At 71.6% G+C, this 17,418-nt stretch carries 15 protein-coding genes; 5 read left to right on the top strand and 10 right to left on the bottom strand.

Annotated elements, in window-relative coordinates; translation table 11 throughout:
• Position 1: 1 nt before the first annotated feature.
• Both ACFWY5_RS35375 and ACFWY5_RS35370 read right to left on the bottom strand, forming a co-directional pair.
• Positions 2-1,198, bottom strand: a complete 1,197-nt coding sequence (locus ACFWY5_RS35375; RefSeq protein WP_379637141.1) for an acyltransferase family protein — start codon at positions 1,196-1,198, stop codon at positions 2-4.
• Positions 1,198-2,019, bottom strand: coding sequence for an SGNH hydrolase domain-containing protein (locus tag ACFWY5_RS35370; RefSeq protein ID WP_379637139.1), 822 nt, complete (start codon positions 2,017-2,019; stop codon positions 1,198-1,200). Before ACFWY5_RS35370 ends, ACFWY5_RS35375 begins: the two co-directional genes overlap by 1 nt.
• A gap of 280 nt (positions 2,020-2,299) precedes the next feature.
• Between ACFWY5_RS35370 and ACFWY5_RS35365 the strand changes: the two genes are divergently transcribed.
• Together ACFWY5_RS35365 and ACFWY5_RS35360 are read left to right on the top strand one after the other, a co-directional pair.
• Positions 2,300-3,730, top strand: a complete 1,431-nt coding sequence (locus ACFWY5_RS35365) for an MFS transporter (RefSeq protein ID WP_379637137.1) — start codon at positions 2,300-2,302, stop codon at positions 3,728-3,730.
• Between the two features lie 311 nt (positions 3,731-4,041).
• Positions 4,042-7,014 (top strand): BTAD domain-containing putative transcriptional regulator, encoded by a 2,973-nt coding sequence (locus ACFWY5_RS35360; RefSeq protein WP_379637173.1) that lies wholly within the window; start codon positions 4,042-4,044, stop codon positions 7,012-7,014.
• On the opposite strand, the gene ACFWY5_RS35355 is transcribed toward ACFWY5_RS35360, so the two are convergent.
• Complete coding sequence (locus tag ACFWY5_RS35355) at positions 6,983-7,603, bottom strand: DedA family protein (RefSeq protein ID WP_379616029.1); 621 nt, start codon at positions 7,601-7,603, stop codon at positions 6,983-6,985. The two genes, ACFWY5_RS35360 and ACFWY5_RS35355, sit on opposite strands and share 32 nt — an antisense overlap.
• A gap of 195 nt (positions 7,604-7,798) precedes the next feature.
• On the opposite strand from ACFWY5_RS35355, the gene ACFWY5_RS35350 reads away from it, so the two are divergent.
• The gene (locus ACFWY5_RS35350; protein WP_379616027.1) at positions 7,799-9,079 is read left to right on the top strand and encodes a glycosyltransferase; all 1,281 of its coding nucleotides are present in this window, start codon (positions 7,799-7,801) and stop codon (positions 9,077-9,079) included.
• Here ACFWY5_RS35350 and ACFWY5_RS35345 read toward each other — a convergent pair.
• Positions 9,076-10,104 (bottom strand): methyltransferase, encoded by a 1,029-nt coding sequence (locus ACFWY5_RS35345; RefSeq protein ID WP_379616025.1) that lies wholly within the window; start codon positions 10,102-10,104, stop codon positions 9,076-9,078. The two genes, ACFWY5_RS35350 and ACFWY5_RS35345, sit on opposite strands and share 4 nt — an antisense overlap.
• Positions 10,101-10,469 (bottom strand): TcmI family type II polyketide cyclase, encoded by a 369-nt coding sequence (locus ACFWY5_RS35340; RefSeq protein WP_379616023.1) that lies wholly within the window; start codon positions 10,467-10,469, stop codon positions 10,101-10,103. The genes ACFWY5_RS35345 and ACFWY5_RS35340 overlap by 4 nt, the downstream gene beginning before the upstream one ends.
• 208 nt (positions 10,470-10,677) lie before the next feature.
• Here ACFWY5_RS35340 and ACFWY5_RS35335 point away from each other — a divergent pair, with 208 nt between their 5' ends.
• Both ACFWY5_RS35335 and ACFWY5_RS35330 read left to right on the top strand, forming a co-directional pair.
• Positions 10,678-12,171, top strand: a complete 1,494-nt coding sequence (locus ACFWY5_RS35335) for a peptide MFS transporter (protein WP_379637135.1) — start codon at positions 10,678-10,680, stop codon at positions 12,169-12,171.
• A gap of 138 nt (positions 12,172-12,309) precedes the next feature.
• Positions 12,310-13,137 carry a BTAD domain-containing putative transcriptional regulator gene (locus ACFWY5_RS35330; RefSeq protein WP_379616019.1) on the top strand — a complete coding sequence of 276 codons (828 nt, stop codon included), beginning with the start codon at positions 12,310-12,312 and terminating at the stop codon, positions 13,135-13,137.
• A 2-nt stretch (positions 13,138-13,139) separates the two neighbouring features.
• Here ACFWY5_RS35330 and ACFWY5_RS35325 read toward each other — a convergent pair whose 3' ends face one another.
• The 5 genes from ACFWY5_RS35325 to ACFWY5_RS35305 form a co-directional block, all read right to left on the bottom strand.
• The gene (locus ACFWY5_RS35325; RefSeq protein WP_379637133.1) at positions 13,140-14,495 is read right to left on the bottom strand and encodes an acetyl/propionyl/methylcrotonyl-CoA carboxylase subunit alpha; all 1,356 of its coding nucleotides are present in this window, start codon (positions 14,493-14,495) and stop codon (positions 13,140-13,142) included.
• Between the two features lie 23 nt (positions 14,496-14,518).
• Positions 14,519-14,989, bottom strand: a complete 471-nt coding sequence (locus ACFWY5_RS35320; protein WP_379637131.1) for an acetyl-CoA carboxylase biotin carboxyl carrier protein — start codon at positions 14,987-14,989, stop codon at positions 14,519-14,521.
• Entirely contained in the window at positions 14,986-16,650 is a 1,665-nt protein-coding gene (locus tag ACFWY5_RS35315; RefSeq protein ID WP_379637129.1) for an acetyl-CoA carboxylase carboxyltransferase subunit alpha, read from the bottom strand. The genes ACFWY5_RS35320 and ACFWY5_RS35315 overlap by 4 nt, the downstream gene beginning before the upstream one ends.
• 132 nt (positions 16,651-16,782) lie before the next feature.
• Positions 16,783-17,085: an antibiotic biosynthesis monooxygenase family protein gene (locus ACFWY5_RS35310; RefSeq protein WP_379616011.1), complete on the bottom strand. Its 303-nt coding sequence runs from the start codon at positions 17,083-17,085 to the stop codon at positions 16,783-16,785.
• Entirely contained in the window at positions 17,082-17,417 is a 336-nt protein-coding gene (locus ACFWY5_RS35305) for an antibiotic biosynthesis monooxygenase family protein (RefSeq protein ID WP_379637119.1), read from the bottom strand. Before ACFWY5_RS35305 ends, ACFWY5_RS35310 begins: the two co-directional genes overlap by 4 nt.
• Position 17,418: the final 1 nt, after the last annotated feature.

Raw genomic sequence — 17,418 nt, 5'->3', positions numbered from 1 at the left:
TTCACTGGTCGAGTCTGCTCAGGTCCACCGTCCCGGCGCCCGGCACCGGTCGCGGGATCGCCGCCCACAGCCCCAGCGCGGTCACCGCCGTGACGGCCAGCGCCGCCCATCCGCGCCGCCCTGTGGCCCATCCGGCGCGCAGCCGCACCGGATCCTCGACGGCGGTCTTCGAGACTACCGCAGCCAGCAACGACAGCCCGATCGCGGCGATCGTCCAGGCCCAGTTCCAGGCCCAGCTACCGGGTCCGGGCGCCGGCCGCGGGAGCAGCAGGTAGATCGGCCAGTGCCACAGGTACAGGCTGTAGGACAGCTCGCCCAGCCGGCGCGGCGCGGCACTGCCGATCACCCGGCCCATCCGCCCGTCCGGCACGTGGGACAGGAGCGCGATCAGCACGGCGCTGCCCAGGGAGTGGGCGAACATCCCTCCCTGGAACAGGCCGGGCGCCTTCTCCCCCGCGGTCACCACCCACGAGGCGCCCAGCCCGCACAGCAGCAGAACGCAGATCACGTCCGTGGCCGGGCGCGGCAGGCGGGCCACGACGTTCCGTGCGGGCGCGGCGGCGGCGGCGCCGAGCAGCAGCGAGAACGCCCGGGTGTCGCTGCCCTCGTAGGCGCGGGTGGTGTCCACCGCCGCCCCGAGCTTGATCATGAGCAGGAGTGAGACGAGCGCGCCGGCGACCGCGACGAGAGCGACCCGCCGCTGCCCGCCCGGCCCCCGCCCGGCCACGGCGACGATCAAGGGCCAGGCCAGGTAGAACTGCCATTCGACGCCGATGCTCCACAGGTGGGCGAACAGGCGGGTGCCGGAGGCGTCCCAGTAGCCGATCTGCTCGCCGATGTAGTGCCAGTTGACGCTCTGGGCGGCCACCCACGGCGCGTCCTGCAGTGCGGACCTCAGCATGTCCGGCCTGGCGAACGCCCAGGCCAGCAGCAGTGTCGCCACCACCATCAGGGTCAGCGCGGGTAGCAGGCGGCGGGCCCGGCGCGCCCAGAAGGCCGCCAGGCCGAGCCGGCCGTGCCGGCCGAGCTCGTCCAGCAGCAGGCCGGTGATCAGAAAACCGGACAGGACGAAGAACAGGTCGACGCCCAGGAACCCGCCGCCCAGGTGCCCGGCGTGAAACAGCAGGACCGCGGCGACGGCGAGCCCGCGCAGCCCGTCGAGCGCGCCGATATGCGCGCGGCGGGAGGTCGCGGGCATCAGCCGCAGCCGAGTTTGACGAACTGCTCGTCGCCGGTCCATGGCCCGGTGGCCCAGTCGGCGGGGGCGGCCGGGGCGAAGCCCGCCAGTTCCCCGAGTCGCTTGGTGAACCAGGTGGCGAAGGCCGCCGACCCCTGCTGGCAGGAGTGGATGCCGTCCTTGGCGCGCTGGGCCTTGCCGGCCGTGTAGTCGCTGCCCCACAGCTCGGCGGCGTCCAGATAGCGCACGTCAGCGCCTCCGGCGGCCTTGGCCGCCATCGCGGGCGCCCTCTTGATCGCGGCCTCGTGCGGCTTGAAGAACTCGTCGATCTTGAACGGCGGCGCGGACACCAGCACGAGCCGGGCACCGGCGTCCTTGGCCGTCCGGGCGAGCTTCTGATAGGCCGACAGTTGCTGGCGGGCGGTGCCCCAGTCGTAGCCGGTGAGCTGGTAGGCGATCACCGTCGGGCGGAAGGAGGAGAGGTCTTCCTTCAGCGCCTTCCAGGTGTCGGCGGCTATCTTGCTCGTCACCGGGTGGCCGCCGGCCACGAGGGTGCCGCCACCGGCGGAACTGGCGTTCTTGAACGCCGCCCCACCGGCCTTCAACGCGGCTTCCAGGGCCGGGGCCTGCGCGCCGGCGATGGAGTCGCCCATCCACAGCACCCGGACGTCGGTCGCCGCCTTCTGCGGGTTCCGGGCCGTCTCGTCGGCCGCCGCTTGTCCGTCGCCTGCCGACGCGCCGCAACCCGCGAGCATGACCACCGCCGCCACGGTCACGGCCGCCGCGGCACGGCGGCGACCCGCCGGCCCTTGGGCAAACCGGACATTCAGGGAGAGATTCATCGATCGCATGGCCGTCAGGCAACCAGGCGAACCCGGAGATCACCGGCGTTGTCATCGTTTCATCACACAATGAGAGACTTGCCGTCATAGAAGCGGGCGGGTACCCCCGGGCGACGCCGGCAAGCCTTCCCCATCAGGTTAGACAATCACCCAGAAAAACATCATTCATGGATTATTGACGCCTTTTGGGGAAGGGCTCCAGCAGGTTTGGAGCCCGGCTCTAGTCACCCACGCCACTATGGGTAGATATGCCCAAAGTTCCGTTGTAGAAGAGGGTCACATGGCATTCCCCCACCGGTGGCTCGCGCTGCTGATCGTCCTTACGGCCATGTTCATGAACCAGCTCGATGTGACGATCGTCAACGTCGCCCTGCCCTACATTCAGCGCGAGCTGGGGGCGGGCGTCTCACTGCAGCAGTGGATCCTGGCCGGGTTCGCGCTCGCGTTCGCGTTGCTCCTGGTCACCGGGGGGCGCCTGGGGGACATCGCGGGCCGCAAGAAGGTCTTCCTCGTCGGCGTCGCGGGGTTCACCGCCGCGTCCGCGCTGGCGGGCCTCGCCCAGAACGGCCAGATGATGGCCGGCGCGAGGGTGGCGCAGGGGGTGTTCGCGGCGCTGATGGTGCCGCAGGTGCTGTCGGTGATCCAGGTGATGTTCCCGCCGCCCGAGCGCATCAAGGCGATGGGGCTGCTCGGTGTGGTCGTCCCGATCGCCTCGGTGGCCGGGCCGGTCGTCGGCGCCCTGCTCACCGCCGGGCCCGGCTGGCGCTGGATCTTCTGGGTGAACGTCCCGATCGGCGTGCTCACGTTCGCGGGCGCGGCGCGGATGGTGCCCGAGTCGAAGTCGGACCGGCCGCTGCGCCTCGACCTCCCGAGCGTGCTGCTGCTCGGGCTCGCCTCGGTCATGCTGATGTTCCCGCTGGTACAAGGGCACGAGCTGGGCTGGCCGCAATGGGCGGTGGTCTCGATGACCGCCTCGCTGCCGGTGTTCACGGTCTTCGGCCTGCGCCAGTTCCGCCGGGAGGGATTCTCCCCGCTGGTCCCACCGGCGCTGTTTCGCAACCGGTCGTTCGTCGCCGGCTCCATCCTGATGGCGCTGGTCTTCTCCGGCATCATGTCGTACATGATCGTGCTGGTATGGGACTTCCAGGTCGCGCACGGCTGGACTCCCCTGCGCATGGCGCTGACCGGCCTGGGCTGGACGATCGGCCTCGGCCTCACCGCCACCCTCGCGATCAGGTACGGCGCCGTCGCCGGCCGCCGGCTCATCGCGATCGGCCTGGTCGTCATGGCCGCGGGCATGGCCGCGCTGATCGTGGTGCTCCGGCTGCACGGCGGCGCCACGCACTCCTGGCAGGTCTTCGCCTGCCTCCTCGGGGCGGGCATGGGCTCCGGCCTGGTCGTGCCCATCCTGGTGGACCTGGTCCTGGCCGGAGTACCCGCCCGCGACGCGGGCGCGGGATCCGGCGTGGCCAACGCCACCATCCAGCTCGGCACCGCGGCGGGCGTGGCCGTCGTCGGCGCGATCTTCTTCGGCCTGGTCGGCGCCGGACCGCGCGACCCGGCGGCCTGGGCGGGCGCCACCTGGCAGACCCTGCTCTACAACGCCGGGGTGTTCCTCGCCGCGGTCCTGCTGGTCCCGCTCCTGCCCCGGCGCACCCGTACGCACGGTACGCCGTCGGGCGACCGGCAGGTGCCCACCGGCGCTTCCTGAATTCTTCCCGCCCATAATAGGAACAGGCGCACGCACAAATCGGGGAAAGAAAATCGTTTGCGCCTATTAAAAGGATCTCTGCATAATGGTGAGAGATTCTTGTCAAGGCGGTGCAACTTTGTAACACTGATCACGTGGGGTGGCGCGAGGACTCCGCAGCCCGGCGACGCGTGCACCAAGCGGCGGGCCGGCGGTGACCATCGCGTACGTAATGTTCGAGCGCACTTCATGTGCCATTCATTACAGTCCTGCACCGGGGGGCAATACCCATGGCTAAGGGGATACGGTTCGCAATCTTGGGACCGTTGGACGTGCAGCGTGGAAATCGGACGATCGCGGTCAACGCCGAGAAGCAAAGAGCGATCCTCGCCACGCTGCTGCTGTCGGCGAACCGTGTCGTGCTGGCGGACGACCTCATGGAACGACTCTGGGAGGACCGCCTGCCGCGCTACGCGCGCGCCTCGCTGCAGACGCATCTGGCCCGGTTGCGCCGCACGCTCGGCGACGTGGAGGTGATCCACACCATCCCCGGCGGCTACCTCATCGAGTCCGACCAGGACCACCTCGACCTGCTGCGGTTCCGCGCCCTCGTCGATCGGGCCGCGAGGGTGGAGAACGCCGGCGACCTGCCGGGCGAGCTCAGCCTCCTGCACGAGGCGCTGGCGCTGTGGCGCGGCACCGCGCTGGCCGGCATCCGCTCCGACTCCATCCTGCGCGATGAGGTGCCGCAGCTCACCGAGGAGTGGTTCCGGTGCCTGCACCGGCGTTTCGACGTGGAACTCGTGCTGGGAAACCACGACGGCGTCGTCCCCGAACTGCGAAGGCTCGTCCGCAAGTATCCCTTGCGCGAGCGATTGTGCAGCCAGTTGATGATCGCGCTGTTCCGCTGCGGCCAGCAGGTGGAGGCGCTGAAGGCGTTCGCGTCCGTTTCCGCCGTGCTGCGCCACGAGTACGGGCTCGACGTCGGCGACGAACTGGAGCGCCTTCAACACGCCGTGCTGACCGGCGACCCCGACCTCGTCTCCGTAAACGGTTACCGAAGAGGAGGCAGGGATCTGGGCACGGCCGTCTCCTCATGGACGACGCCGCGCCAGTTGCCCGTCGGCATCTCCGACTTCGTGGGACGGACCGAGCTTCTGAAGCGGGTCGACACGGTCCTTGACCCCGGCGGGACCGGCTCGATGGCGATCGTCACGCTGACGGGGCCCGCCGGCGTGGGCAAGACCACCACGGCCGTCCGGATCGCCCATCATGTCCAGGACCGGTTCCCCGACGGCCAGATGTACGTCCGGCTGAACGGGACGGGCGAGCATCCGCGCACGCCCGCCGAGGTGCTGGGCGAACTGCTGGAGGCGACGGGGCTGAGCCTGCCGGCGATCCCGGAAGGCCAGGAGCAGCGATCGGCGCTCTTCCGGTCCCGGCTGGCCGACCGCCGGGTCCTGCTCGTCTTCGACGACGTGCGGGACGTCGAGCAGGTACGCCCGCTCCTTCCCGGCACCCGGACCTGTGCCGTGCTCATCACCAGCCGCCGCCTGCTGTCCGCGCTGGCCGGGACCGTCTCGGAGCGCCTGGTCTGCCTGTCGAAACGCGAGTCGCTCGACCTGCTGACCGTCCTGGCCGGACGCCGGCGGGTCCAAGAGGAGGCCCTGGCGGCCGAGGAGATCGTCGCCGCCTGCGGATACCTGCCGCTGGCGCTGCGGATCGCGGGGGCGAGGCTCGCGGCCCAGCCGCTGGCGCGCCTGGGGTCCCTCGCCGCCCGGCTGCAGGACGGGCACCGCCGTCTGGACGAACTGCGGATCAGCGATCTCGACCTGCGGCGCAGCCTGGAGCGCAGCTACGTCGCGCTGGACTCGCCGGCCCGCGCCGCCTTCCGGCGGCTCGGTCTGCTGTCCGACACCGTGGTCACGCCGCTGACCCTGGCCGCGCTCGCCGACCCCGCCGACGAGCGGCTGGCCGACCGGCTCATCGAGCACAACCTGCTCGAACCGGTCGGCCTCAACACGCTGCTCGACCCGACGTACCGCCTGCACCCCCTGTCCTCCCTTTACGCGGCCGGCCTCGCCGAGCACGACGACCCGGTGATCACGAGCGCGGCCCTGCGCCGCTACACCGACTCCATCCTCGCCTTCGCCGAACGGGCGTCGGGGCACCTGCCCCGGGCGGTCGGCCAGCTCCCGCCGGAGAGCGGTATCGGCGCGCCGGTCCCCGCGCACGACATCTCCCGCGTCGACGAGCGCCCCTGGCGGTGGCTCGCCGCCGAGCGCGACCATCTCCGTGCGATGGTGGTCCGCTGCTGCCGGTACGGCTGGCACGAGCGGGCCGCCCGCATCACCGAGATCATCGCCCAGCTCGCCAGCCACAGCGACGACCTGGCGACGCTCATCCGGTTGTGCATCGTGGTCCGCGACACCGCGTGGGCCAACGGCGACGAGCGGACCGGGTGGCGGGCCGAGCACTGCCGCGCCCTGCTGCTGCTCAGGCAGGGCCGGGTGAGCGAGTCACACCGGCTGATCGTCAAGTGCGTGAGCAACTTCGAACGGCTTGAAGCCGCCGGGGAGCTGCCGTACAGCCTGGCGGTCCTGGCCTTCGTGAGCGTGACGCGGTCGAAGGCCGGTGACGGGCTGGCGCTGGCGAAGCGGGCGTACCAGCTGGCCAGGGGGCTCTCCGACCCGCACGCCGAGGTCCTCGCGCTCGGCACCACCGCCGACGCGCTGCTGGGCCTGCGGCGCAAGGCCGAGGCGCGCGCCGCGCTTGAGCGGGTGCTGCGGCAGTCGCGCGAGCTGGGCGAGACCCGTCTGGAGGCGGTGACGCTCAACCGGCTCGGCTGGTCGTCGCTGCGCGTCGGCGATCTGCGGTCGGCGCCCCTCCGGGCCCACGAGGCCAGGGAGCTCACCGGCATCGGCGACCGCTACGGCAAGGCACGTCCGCTCGCGCTGCTCGGCGCCGTCGCGCTGGAGCAGGGGCAGTTCGCGGAGGCGATGCGGCTGGCCGAGGAGAGCCGCCGCACCTTCGCCCGGCTCGGGGACACCTGCGGCGAGGCGGAGGTCGCCTGCCTCGAAGGAGAGATCCATCTGCAGGCAGGCAGGGCGCGGGACGCCGTCGCCCTCCTGGTTCCGAGCCTGAGCCGGCTCAACGAACTGGGCGCGTACCGTGTGCGGGAGCGTGCCTCGCGCATCCTCGCCCAGGCCAACATCGCGCTCGGCGAGCACCAGCGGGGCGGCCGGTGGGCCGGGGAGTTCGCGGCGCGCTCGCTCAGGCGGGACGGTCGCAGCGGCGCCGCCTGAGCCGGGCGCGCACGACGCGGACCGCCACGACGGCGCCCACGATCGCCGGCGGGATCAGCGTGCCCCACAACCCCAGCTCGGAGCCGAACTCACGATAGGAGACGCCGACGGCCGCCCCCACCCCCACGTAGAGGCACGACCAGGCCACGGCCGCCGGCAGGGCCCAGCGGATGAACCGCCGGTACGGCATGGCCAGCGTGCCCGCCGCGATCGGCACCAGGGAGTGGATCACGGTGACGAACCGCGACCCGAAGACGGCGGGTCCGCCCCGGCGGCGGAGAAAGCTCTCGGCCTTGTCCCATTTGCCGGCTCCGATGCGCCGGCCCGCCCAGCTGTGCCGGATCGACGGCCCGAACCGGCGGCCCAGCACGTATCCGAGCGTCTCCCCCGCCAGGCACCCGACGGTGGTGGCCGCGACGAGCAGGACGAACCGGAGCGGCGAGTCGACGGTGGTCCCCGCCAGCAGGACCACCCCGTCGCCCGGGACGAAGAGCCCGACCAGCAGCGAGGTCTCCACGGACATGAACAGCAGCGTGGCTCCGCAGAGCAGCAGGGGGTGGGCGTCGGTCAAGTATTCGATCAGCCCCATGCTGGGCGATCTCCTCTGAATGGTGTGTTGACTGGCCGATAGCCGCGTTGTCAGGGTCATCTCAGGGGCGGCCGGGCAAACGTCAGGGTTGTTCCCGATGGCACCCGTCACCGTACCTGACGAGCATGGTGGTACGCGGTCGGTGACCGGCGCCCGCCTCTCCCGTGCGAACGACAGCTTCGAAGGAGTGGTCCCATGATCTCCTGTCCTTCGGGACATCCGATCGACGGTGCCGAGGACGAGCCTCGAGCGCTGCGGCTGCTCATCGGCACCGACACCTACCCGCCCGACGTGAACGGCACGGCCGGCTCCGCCTACCGGCTGGCCCACGCCCTGGCCGCACGAGGGTACGACGTGCACATCGTGTGCCAGTCCGAGCACGGGCCGCCCCGGGTGGAGAGGGCGGGCGGCGTGACGATGCACCGGCTGCGGTCGGTACGCACGCGGGCGCGGCGGGCGAAACGCGTCACCGTGCCGCTCCTGCTCATGGGCACGCTCACGAAGTTGCTGCGGCGGATCGCCCCCGACGTGGTCCACGTGCACAGCCACTTCCTGGTCGGGCGCACGCTGATCAACGCGGCCCGCCAGTTGTGCGTGCCCGTGGTGGCCACCACCCATGTCACGCCGCCGATCCACCCGCCGCCCCGCGCGCCGTCGCCGGCGGGGCGGGGGTCCGTGGCGAGCAGCGCGGTGGACGATCTCGTGGGGGCCCTGGCCTGGCGCGATCTCGCCCGGGTGTTCGGGCGCGCGGACCACGTCGCGGTCCCCACCCGGGGCGCCGCGGAACTGCTCGCCGACAAGGGCCTCACCCGGCCGGTCGAGGCGGTGCCGTGCGGCGTCGACCTGAGCCGGTTCCGGCCGAGGGAGGAGCCGAAGACGTGGGCGCGCGCGAAACTCGGCCTGCCCGACCGGGAGACCGCCTTGTTCGTCGGCCCGCTGGACGCGGAGAAGCGGCTCGACGACCTGCTCCGCGCCCTCCGGTACGTGTGCCGGCAGGCGGACGCGCAGGTCGTCCTGGTGGGCGCCGGACCCGAGCGACCGCAGCTGACGCGGCTGGCGGACTCGCTCGGCGTCGGCCGCCGCACCCACTTCCTCGGGCACGTCGCGGAGGACGACCTGCACCTCGCCTACGCCTCTGCCGACGTGTTCGCCATGCCGAACGTCTCCGGCCTCGAGAGCGTCGCCACTCTTGAGGCGATGGCCAGCGGCCTGCCGGTCGTCGCGGCCGAGGCGAACGCGCTCACGCACCTCGTCCAGCAGGGCAAGACCGGATATCTCTACCGCACCGGCGAGGTACCGGTGTTCGCCCGCCTCCTCACGCGGGTACTGACCGACTCCGAACTGGCGGCGACGATGGGCGGGATCGCCCGCGCCGTCGCGGTCACCCACGACCATCTGCGCTCGCTCGCCAGGTTCGAGGAGATCTACACCGGCCTCACCCAGACGTACGGCCGGCGCGTCCAGCAACTGGCCTAACCGGCTGTCTTGTCCGCCACCAGGACCCGGAAGGCCAGGCCGGGGACCTCGTGCCGACGGCCGTTGGTGAACCCGGCCGCGGCCAGCATCCGCGTGTAGGACTGGACGGTGTGCACCTCGCCTTCGAACGTCCAGGTCAGCATCAGGATCGAGAACAGGTGCGGGGCCGGGTCCTCGGCGGGCGGCGCGTCCAGGGTGAAGCCGACCAGCACGATCTTGCCGTCGGGCTTGACCGCCGGCGCGAGCCTGCGCAGCAGCTCTCCCGCGCGCTCCTCGGAGAAGTGGTGCAGCACGTTCGTGACCAGGACCACGTCGTACGGCCCGCCGAGCGGCACCTCGAACATGTCGCCCGGCAGCCGGTGGACGCGCTCGCGTACCCCCATGCGCTCGGCGTGCTGCTCGGTCAGCGGGAGCACGTTGGGCCAGTCGAGCGCCCACATCCGCGCGTGCGGGTTGCGCTGGGTCAGGGTCAGTCCGTACATGCCGTGGCCGCAGGCCACGTCCAGCACGTCGAGGCTGTCCCGCCCGACCGCCCAGGGCTCCAGCGCGTCGGCGACGACCCGGGCCGTGGGGCGGGCCACCGCGACCGCGTAGGACGCGAAGTCCTCCCAGTACGCGTAGCCGGGGGTCTCGGCGTGGACCTCCATGACGGTCCCGCCGTGGCGTACGGCCTGGTCCAGCCGCTTGAGCGCGTCCCACTCCCAGTCACTGGCCATGACGTGGACCATGTCGCCGAAGTACGCCGGGCTCTTGCTCACCAGGAACTGCTCGGCTCCGGCGAGCAGGGCGAAGCGGCCGTCGTTCTCCTCGGCCAGGCCGACGGCGGCGAGGGCGTTCAGCAGGATGCGCATGCCGCGCACGTCGCTGCCCAGGCGGCCCGCCACGGTCTCGGCGTCGGCCGGCCCCTCCTCCAGGCAGTCGAACACGCCCATCGAGACGCCCGTCCTGAGCAGGCTCGTCGTCTTGTACGCCTGCATCATGCCGAGCAGCGACTCGCGGGTGATGGATTTCTTGCCGGCGTTCATCGTCCCTCCCTGTCGTCGACGAGGTGGACGGGAGAGCCTCCCGGCTCGGCCTCCCATCGGTAGAACTCCCTGGCCATCGCATCCCGCGGGGAACGCCAGGTCTGCGGGTCGTACGGCTCGATGAACTCCGTGAGCCGCTCGCTCAGCCGCCGGAACTCCGGGTGCCGGCGGATCTGGCTCATCGTGTGCTGGGCGTTCTCGCGTACCTCCATGAGCTGGAAGTACAGGCCGTGGAAGGAGAAGAGGCTGCGGCTCACGGCGCCGCCGAGCCGGGGCAGGTCGGTTTGGTCTGATTCGGCGAATAACCGGGCGACGTCCGCCTCGGCGGAGGGCCGGATGCGCGCGACGACCAGGATGCGTTCCATGCGGTTTCTCCTCGGCGTTTCGCTGACGGCCCTCGGCCGCGCGTCGGGCGGAAGCGGGGAACGGAAACCAGACAACGATCTGGCCGTCAGTCTGCATCGGCGGGCTAGCACGGGGCTCGAATCCACCTCGAGGACCTCGACCGCCCTTCGACCTGCCCTCTAGTCGCGGCCACGAGCATGGCAGGTGTCCGCAAGCTTTGGAGGCGGCATGTATCCCCCTTCCAGCACCCCGAAGCCGCGCGAAAGGCCGCGCTGGATCGTGACGCTGTTCCTGACCGACATGTGGGAGAGGTTCAGCTTCTTCGGGATGCAGGCGATCTTGATCTTGTTCGCGGTCGCCCCCGCGAGGGAGGGCGGGCTGGGCCTGCCGCACTCGACCGCGGTCGCCCTGTACGGCGCCTACGTGGGCCTGATCTTCGTGCTGTCCCTGCCCGGCGGCTGGCTCGGCGACCGGGTCCTGGGCGAGCACCGTGCGACGCTGTACGGCGGGATCGTCATCGCGCTGGGCCACTACCTGCTGATGCTGCCGGTCCGGCCCACCGCCTACCTCGGGCTGGTGACGATCGCCGTGGGCACCGGGCTGCTGAAGCCCAACATGCTGGCGCTGCTGGGGCGGTTCTACGGCCCCCACGAGAGCAACCGGCGCGAGGCCGCGCTCGTCGTCTTCTACGTCGGCATCCAGATCAGCGCGCTGCTCGCGCCCCTGGTCACCGGTTTCCTGGGCGAGCGCATGGACTGGCACCTCGGATTCGGGGCCGCCGGGCTCGGCATGACATTCGGGGTGATCCAGTACGCCGCCGGCTCACGGAGGTTCGGCGGGATCGGCAGCGTCCCGGCGCAGCGGGCGAGCCGGGCCGAGCTGCGCACCGTGGCGGTCCGGGTGGCGCTGGCCGGCGGCGTCATCGGCGTGCTGCTCGCGGCGGCCGTCCTGTCGGGCGGCTTCGCGATCACCCACGGGATCGCGCTCGTCGGGCTCGTCACCCTGCTCGCGCCGTTCGCCTACCTCGCGATCCTGCGCCGGCGGGCGCGGCTCAGCCGGGCCGAGAACCGCCGGTTGTCGGCGTTCCGGTGGATGCTGCTCGCGGTGGCGCTCTTCTGGATGTTCGTCATCCAGGCCGGCTCGACGCTCAGCCTGTTCGCGCAGCGGCACACCGCGCGCGAGGTGGGCGGCTTCCTGATCCCGGCGAGCTGGTTCCAGGCGGCCATCCCCTTGTTCATCCTCGTGACCGCGCCCGTCGCGGCCTGGTTCTGGACCCGCGGAGGCGGGCGCGTCGGCGTGGTGGACAAGATCGCTTTCGGGCACGGGCTGGCGGCGGCCGGCTTCACCGCGATCAGCGTGGCGGCCGTGCTGGCGGCGGGCGGGCCGGCCGTCTCGCCCGTGTGGCTGCTGTTCGTGCTGCTCACGCTGGCGGTCGGGGAGGTGATCCTCGGGCCGACGGTCATGAGCGCGACCGTGGACCTGGCCCCTTCCGCGTTCGCCGGCCGTACCATGGCGCTCTACTGGATGTTCGCGGGTGTCGGTGGCGGGCTCGGCAGCCTGCTCGGCCGGGTGGTCTCCGGTGGGGATCCGCAGCCCGGGTATTTTCTCGGGCTCGCCGTACTCGCGCTCGTGACGGCCGTGGGGTTCGCCGTCGCCAGGCGGCGGCTCGCGGCCGCGATGTCGCCCTCGGACGCGGTGGCCGTATCCTCGGCGGTGTCCTGACCTCACGCCAAATAATGCGCGAAAGAAAGACGAAAGCGGCAGTTTACCAGCATCGACTACAAAGGGTGAAGGGACCGCACTCCCCGGTAGGCAGAACCCCGATCGTGCCGACGCCGCTACGTGAGGAAACGATGCGACATGCGCTTTCAAGTGCTCGGAACCCTGGAGGTACTGGAAGGTACGCGGCGGTTGACCCCGAGCGCGCCGAAGCAGCGGACCGTGCTCGCGCTCCTGCTGTCCTCGGCGAACGAGGTCATGCCGACCGACGCGCTGGTCCAGGAACTCTGGGAGGGGCACCCGCCGGTGAGCGCGCCCACCACCCTGCAGACCTACGTCTACCAACTGCGCAAACTGCTGTCGCGGGGCGACCGGGAGGCCGACGGGCCGCGGCTCGTCACCAAACACGGCGCGTACCTGCTGGCCGTCGAGGACGACCTGCTGGACGCCGTCCGCTTCGAACGGCTCGTCCACGCCGCACGGCAGCACCTCAAGACGAACAAGCTCGAACCCGCCTCGGCGGCGCTGTGCCAGGCCCTCGGCCTCTGGCACGGATCGGCGCTCGCGGACGTGGTCACCGGGCCCCGGCTGGCGATCTACACGACCCGGCTGGAGGAGCTGCGCGTACACGCCACCAAGCTCAAGATCGAGGCTTGGCTGCGGATGGGCCGGCACCACGAGGTGATCGCCGAGCTCAAACAGCTCACCGCGGTCCACCCGCTCGACGAGTGGTTCCACCTGCGGCTGATGGAGGCGCTCTCGCTGGCCAGCCGGCGGCATGAGGCGCTGGAGGTCTATCACCGGCTTCGCTACATCCTGCGCGAGGAACTGGGCCTTGAGCCCGGCTCGGAGATGCAGGAACTGCAGCGGACGGTGCTGGCCACCGGCCATGTACCCGGCCTCGGCCACGGCCCGCTGTCCGGGCGGCACGGGCCGGCGTCCACGCGAAAGGCCGACTGCGTCCTGTGAGCTCACGACCTCATGGCCACCATGAGGTCGGCGAGCGCCGTGGTGTGCCGGGCGTCACGAAAGCGCGGATCCGCCAGCACGTCCTGGAGGAAGCAGATCGTCGTGCGGATGCCGCGCCCCGTGACCTGGAACTCGCTCAGCGCACGCGCCATCCGGGCGATCGCCTGGTCACGATCGGGCGCCCACACGATGACCTTGGCCAGGAGGGAGTCGTACTCGGCGCCGATCGTGACGCCGTCGGCGCCGTGGGTGTCGACGCGGGTGAACGGTCCCCCGGGCGGGACGAAGCGCTCGACGACGCCCGGCGTCGGGAGGAACCCCCGCCCCGGGTCCTCGGTGTTCACCCGGCACTCGATCGCCACGCCGCGCAGCACCACGTCCTCCTGGCGGAGGGAGAGCGGGCGGCCGGCGGCGATCAGCAGTTGCTCCCTGACGACGTCGACCCCGGTGACCATCTCGGTCACGGGGTGCTCGACCTGGACCCGGCAGTTGGCCTCGATGAAGAAGTACCCGCCCGCGTCGTCGACCAGGAACTCGAACGTCCCTGCGCTCACGTAGCCCACGCGCCGTGCCAGGGCGAGCGCGGCCTCCCGGACGCGCACGGCGAGCCCGGCCGCCAGTCCGGGCGCCGGGGACTCCTCGATCAGTTTCTGCCTGCGCCGCTGGACGGTGCAGTCGCGCTCGCCCAGGCTCACGAGGCCGCCGTGGAGGTCGCCCAGAACCTGGACCTCGATGTGGCGGGCGTGCTCGACGTACTTCTCGACGAAGACCCGCGCGTCGCCGAACACCGCCTGGGCGTTCGCCCTCGTCTCGGCGAACGCCCGCGGGAAGTCCCGCGCGTCGCCGACCACCGCCATGCCGCGGCCGCCGCCGCCGGCCACGGCCTTGATGATGACGGGGTATCCGATCGTGTCGGCGACCTCCTTGGCCTCCGGCCCGCTGTGGAGCGGGCGCGGGCTACCGGGAAGGACGGGCAGCCCCGCGGCGGCGGCGAGGTTGCGCGCCTGTGTCTTGTCCCCCAGGGAGGCGATCACCACCGGTGACGGGCCGATGAAGGCCAGCCCCTTCGACGCGCACATCTCGGCGAAGTCGGCGTCCTCGGACAGGAAGCCGTAGCCGGGGTGGACGGCCTGCGCCCCCGTGCTCAGCGCCGCCTCCAGGATCGCGGGCGGGTAGAGGTAGCTGCGCTTGGCCATCGCCGGTCCGATCTGCACCCGCTGGTCGGCCAGCCGCAGCGCGGGCGAGTCGCGGTCCGCCGTCGAGTGGATCATGATGACGCGGAGGCCGAGCTCGCGGCAGCTCCGGGCGATGCGCAGCGCTATCTCGCCCCGGTTGGCGATGAGGACCGACGAGAACATGGAGCCTCCAGGCGCGCTGTCGTTCAGGGGGTGGCGAGCGGGGCGACGGCGAACAGCTTCTGCCCGTACTCGACCGGCGTGCCGTCGGGCACGAGGATGTCGACGAGCCGGCCGGAGGTGTCGGCCTCGATGGGATTCATGAGCTTCATGGCCTCGAGGATTCCGATCTGCTGCCCCTTCTCGACCATGTCGCCGATACCGGCGAACGGCGCGACCCCGGGCTCGGGCGCCAGGTAGAAGGTGCCCACCATCGGCGCGCACACGTGGTGCACGCCGGGTCCGCCGGGCGCCGGATGCACCTCGTCGGGTGCGCCGGGCGCCGGAGCCGGGGCGGGTGCCGGAGCCCCGGCGGCCTCCGGCCGTTCCAGCTCGACGACCGTGTCGCCGGACCGCAGCCGCACTCTGCGCATGCCGCCGCCGACGGCGATGAGCTCGGCGGCGTGGTGGCACAGCTCGGCGATCAGCGCCCGTTCCATCGGGTCCGCCGCGCTCATCGTGGCCTCGCGTCGTACTGGCGGAACCGCTGGCGGCGCTCCGCGATCAGCTTGCGCGGCTCATGGATGGCCAGATCCTCGAACGCCTCGGACACCGCCGCCGCCAGCAGCCGCGCGGTCGCCGCCGGGTCCGCGTGGGCGCCCTCCCCCGGCTCGGGGATCACGCCGTCGACGATCCGGTGCCGCAGCAACTCGCGGGCGTCCAGGCGGAGCGCCTCGGCGGCCAGCGGCGCGGCCGCCGGGCTCTTCCACAGGATGGACGCGCACCCCTCGGGGCTGATCACCGAGTACACGGCGTTGGACAGCGCCAGGACACGGTTGGCGACGCCGAGCGCGAGCGCCCCTCCGCTGCCGCCCTCCCCGGTGACGACGGTGACGACCGGCACGGGCAGCGCCGACATCAGGCGCAGGTTCTCGGCGATCGCCCACGCCTGGCCCTCCTCCTCCGCCTCGATTCCGGGGTACGCCCCGGGCGTGTCGACCAGCGTGAGAATCGGATGTCCCAGCTTGGCGGCCAGCCGCATCAACCGGGCCGCCTTGCGGTATCCGGCGGGCGTGGGCATGCCGAAGTTGCGCTCGACACGCTCCCTGGTGGTGTGGCCCTTCTGGTGGCCGATGAAGACGATCGGCCTGCCGCCGAGCCGGGCGAGCCCGCCGACGACCGCCGGGCAGTCACCGCTCAGCCGGTCACCGTGCAGTTCCACGAACTCCTCCAGCATGTAGCCGGCGTAGTCGAGCGTCGTGGGCCGGTCGGCGTGCCGGGCGAGCTGAACGGCCGTCCAGCCGTCCCTGACCGGCAGCCGTTCCGGCTGGAAGACGAGCTGGACCGGCTCGGCGGCGGGCGCGCGCTCGGCCGGCTTCCGCAGGGAGCAGAGGCGGGCGAGCGTGGAGCGCAGCGCGGCGCGGGGCCGTACGTCGTCAATGAGCCCTTTCGCGCGCAGGAACTCCGCGGTCTGGAATCCGCAGGGAAGTTCCTGGCCGATCGTCTGCTCGATCACGCGCGGGCCGGCGAACCCGATGTGGGCGCCCGGCTCGGAGAGGATGACGTCGGGAAGCGTCGCGAAGGACGCGGCCACCCCGCCGTAGGTCGGATCGGTGATCACCGCGATGGTCAGGATCCCGGCCTCGTCGAGCTCGGCCAGGGCCTGGCTGGTCCTGGCCATCTGCATGAGCGACAGCGCGCCCTCCTGCATACGCGCGCCGCCCGAGGCCGTCACCAGCAGGAACGGCACCTGCTCCACCAGCGCGACCTCGGCCGCGGCGACGATGCGCGCTCCCACGCCGACGCCGAGGCTGCCGCCCATGAACCGGAAGTCCATGGCGGCGGCGACGGCCGCGTGGCCCTCGATCGTGCCGCGCACGCACAGCACGGCCTCGTCCATCCCGGTCTTCGCGCGCGCCTCGCGCAGCCGGTCGGGATACGGCCGGCTGTCGACGAACCCGAGCGGGTCTTCGAGGGTCGGCGGCGCCTCGATCGCCCGCACCGATCCGTCGTCGAAGATCTGCTCGATCCGCTGCCGGGCGGTGAGCCGGGTGTGCGACGCGCACCCCGGGCACACGCCGAGATCGCGGGTGAACCGCTTGCCGTACACGATCTCCCCGCACCGCGCGCAGCGGATCCATTCGGCGGCTTCGGCCGTGGGGGGAAAAGTGATGGTCATCGTCGCTCCTCCTTTTCCTCGCTCGACCACCCGTCGGCGAAGTTCGTCCGCCCGATCGCCTGCAAACCGGCCCATACGTGCCGCCCCACCGCGTGCATGATCCGCCGCGGGTCCCCGGGGCCCGGCCGTCCTTCAGAACTGGTCCACGACTTCATAGATCCCGTAGCCTTTGCCGCTGTCGTGGTACGACCGGAGCGCGGACGTCTGCCCCTTGTGCCACGTGCCCTGCTCCCAGGCGGTGAACTGCGACAGGCTCGTCCACTCGCTGAGCACGGCGAACTCGCTCGGCTCCCGCGCCGACTGCAGGAGCTGGCTGCTCAGCAGCCCCCCGGTGCCGCGCATCCCCAGGCTGACCCGCCGGTAGGCGTCGATCACCGAGCCTTCGTCGCCGGCGGCGGCCGCGTAGTAGACCAGGACGCGGACCGCGCCGCTCACCGGCCCGCCTCCGAGCGATCGCGGCCGAGGTCGTACACCACGTGCAGGGTCGTCATCGTGCCGTGCGAGCGGTAGGGGTGCAGCTTCTCGCGGTGCTCGACGTGCGCGTCGCTCTTCTCGAACACGCGGAACGCGGCCTCGCCGGCCCAGTCGCTCATGATGTAGTAGACGCCCTCTTCCTCGGCGCTCTTCGACAGCCACTGGCCGACGTTGGCCGGATTGCCGCCGACCACGTCCGCGACGGAGTACCAGACCCGCTCGAAGTCCTTCTCCTTGCCCGGGAGGATCTGCATTCTCAGCATCACCCGGAACACCCGCGCCTTGTCGCCCATC

It is taken from the genome of Nonomuraea sp. NPDC059007 (assembly GCF_042740555.1).
In the GTDB taxonomy this organism is placed as follows: domain Bacteria; phylum Actinomycetota; class Actinomycetes; order Streptosporangiales; family Streptosporangiaceae; genus Nonomuraea.
This window is presented reverse-complemented; position numbering and strand designations above follow the sequence as displayed.

What these genes read in the sequence shown, in the direction of transcription:
- ACFWY5_RS35375 (WP_379637141.1), bottom strand. Translation starts at nt 1,198, where the DNA reads ATGCCCGCGACCTCCCGCCGCGCGCATATCGGCGCGCTCGACGGGCTG.
- ACFWY5_RS35370 (WP_379637139.1), bottom strand. Translation starts at nt 2,019, where the DNA reads ATGAATCTCTCCCTGAATGTCCGGTTTGCCCAAGGGCCGGCGGGTCGC.
- ACFWY5_RS35365 (WP_379637137.1), top strand. Translation starts at nt 2,300, where the DNA reads ATGGCATTCCCCCACCGGTGGCTCGCGCTGCTGATCGTCCTTACGGCC.
- ACFWY5_RS35355 (WP_379616029.1), bottom strand. Translation starts at nt 7,603, where the DNA reads ATGGGGCTGATCGAATACTTGACCGACGCCCACCCCCTGCTGCTCTGC.
- ACFWY5_RS35350 (WP_379616027.1), top strand. Translation starts at nt 7,799, where the DNA reads ATGATCTCCTGTCCTTCGGGACATCCGATCGACGGTGCCGAGGACGAG.
- ACFWY5_RS35345 (WP_379616025.1), bottom strand. Translation starts at nt 10,104, where the DNA reads ATGAACGCCGGCAAGAAATCCATCACCCGCGAGTCGCTGCTCGGCATG.
- ACFWY5_RS35340 (WP_379616023.1), bottom strand. Translation starts at nt 10,469, where the DNA reads ATGGAACGCATCCTGGTCGTCGCGCGCATCCGGCCCTCCGCCGAGGCG.
- ACFWY5_RS35335 (WP_379637135.1), top strand. Translation starts at nt 10,678, where the DNA reads ATGTATCCCCCTTCCAGCACCCCGAAGCCGCGCGAAAGGCCGCGCTGG.
- ACFWY5_RS35330 (WP_379616019.1), top strand. Translation starts at nt 12,310, where the DNA reads ATGCGCTTTCAAGTGCTCGGAACCCTGGAGGTACTGGAAGGTACGCGG.
- ACFWY5_RS35325 (WP_379637133.1), bottom strand. Translation starts at nt 14,495, where the DNA reads ATGTTCTCGTCGGTCCTCATCGCCAACCGGGGCGAGATAGCGCTGCGC.
- ACFWY5_RS35320 (WP_379637131.1), bottom strand. Translation starts at nt 14,989, where the DNA reads ATGAGCGCGGCGGACCCGATGGAACGGGCGCTGATCGCCGAGCTGTGC.
- ACFWY5_RS35315 (WP_379637129.1), bottom strand. Translation starts at nt 16,650, where the DNA reads ATGACCATCACTTTTCCCCCCACGGCCGAAGCCGCCGAATGGATCCGC.
- ACFWY5_RS35305 (WP_379637119.1), bottom strand. Translation starts at nt 17,417, where the DNA reads ATGGGCGACAAGGCGCGGGTGTTCCGGGTGATGCTGAGAATGCAGATC.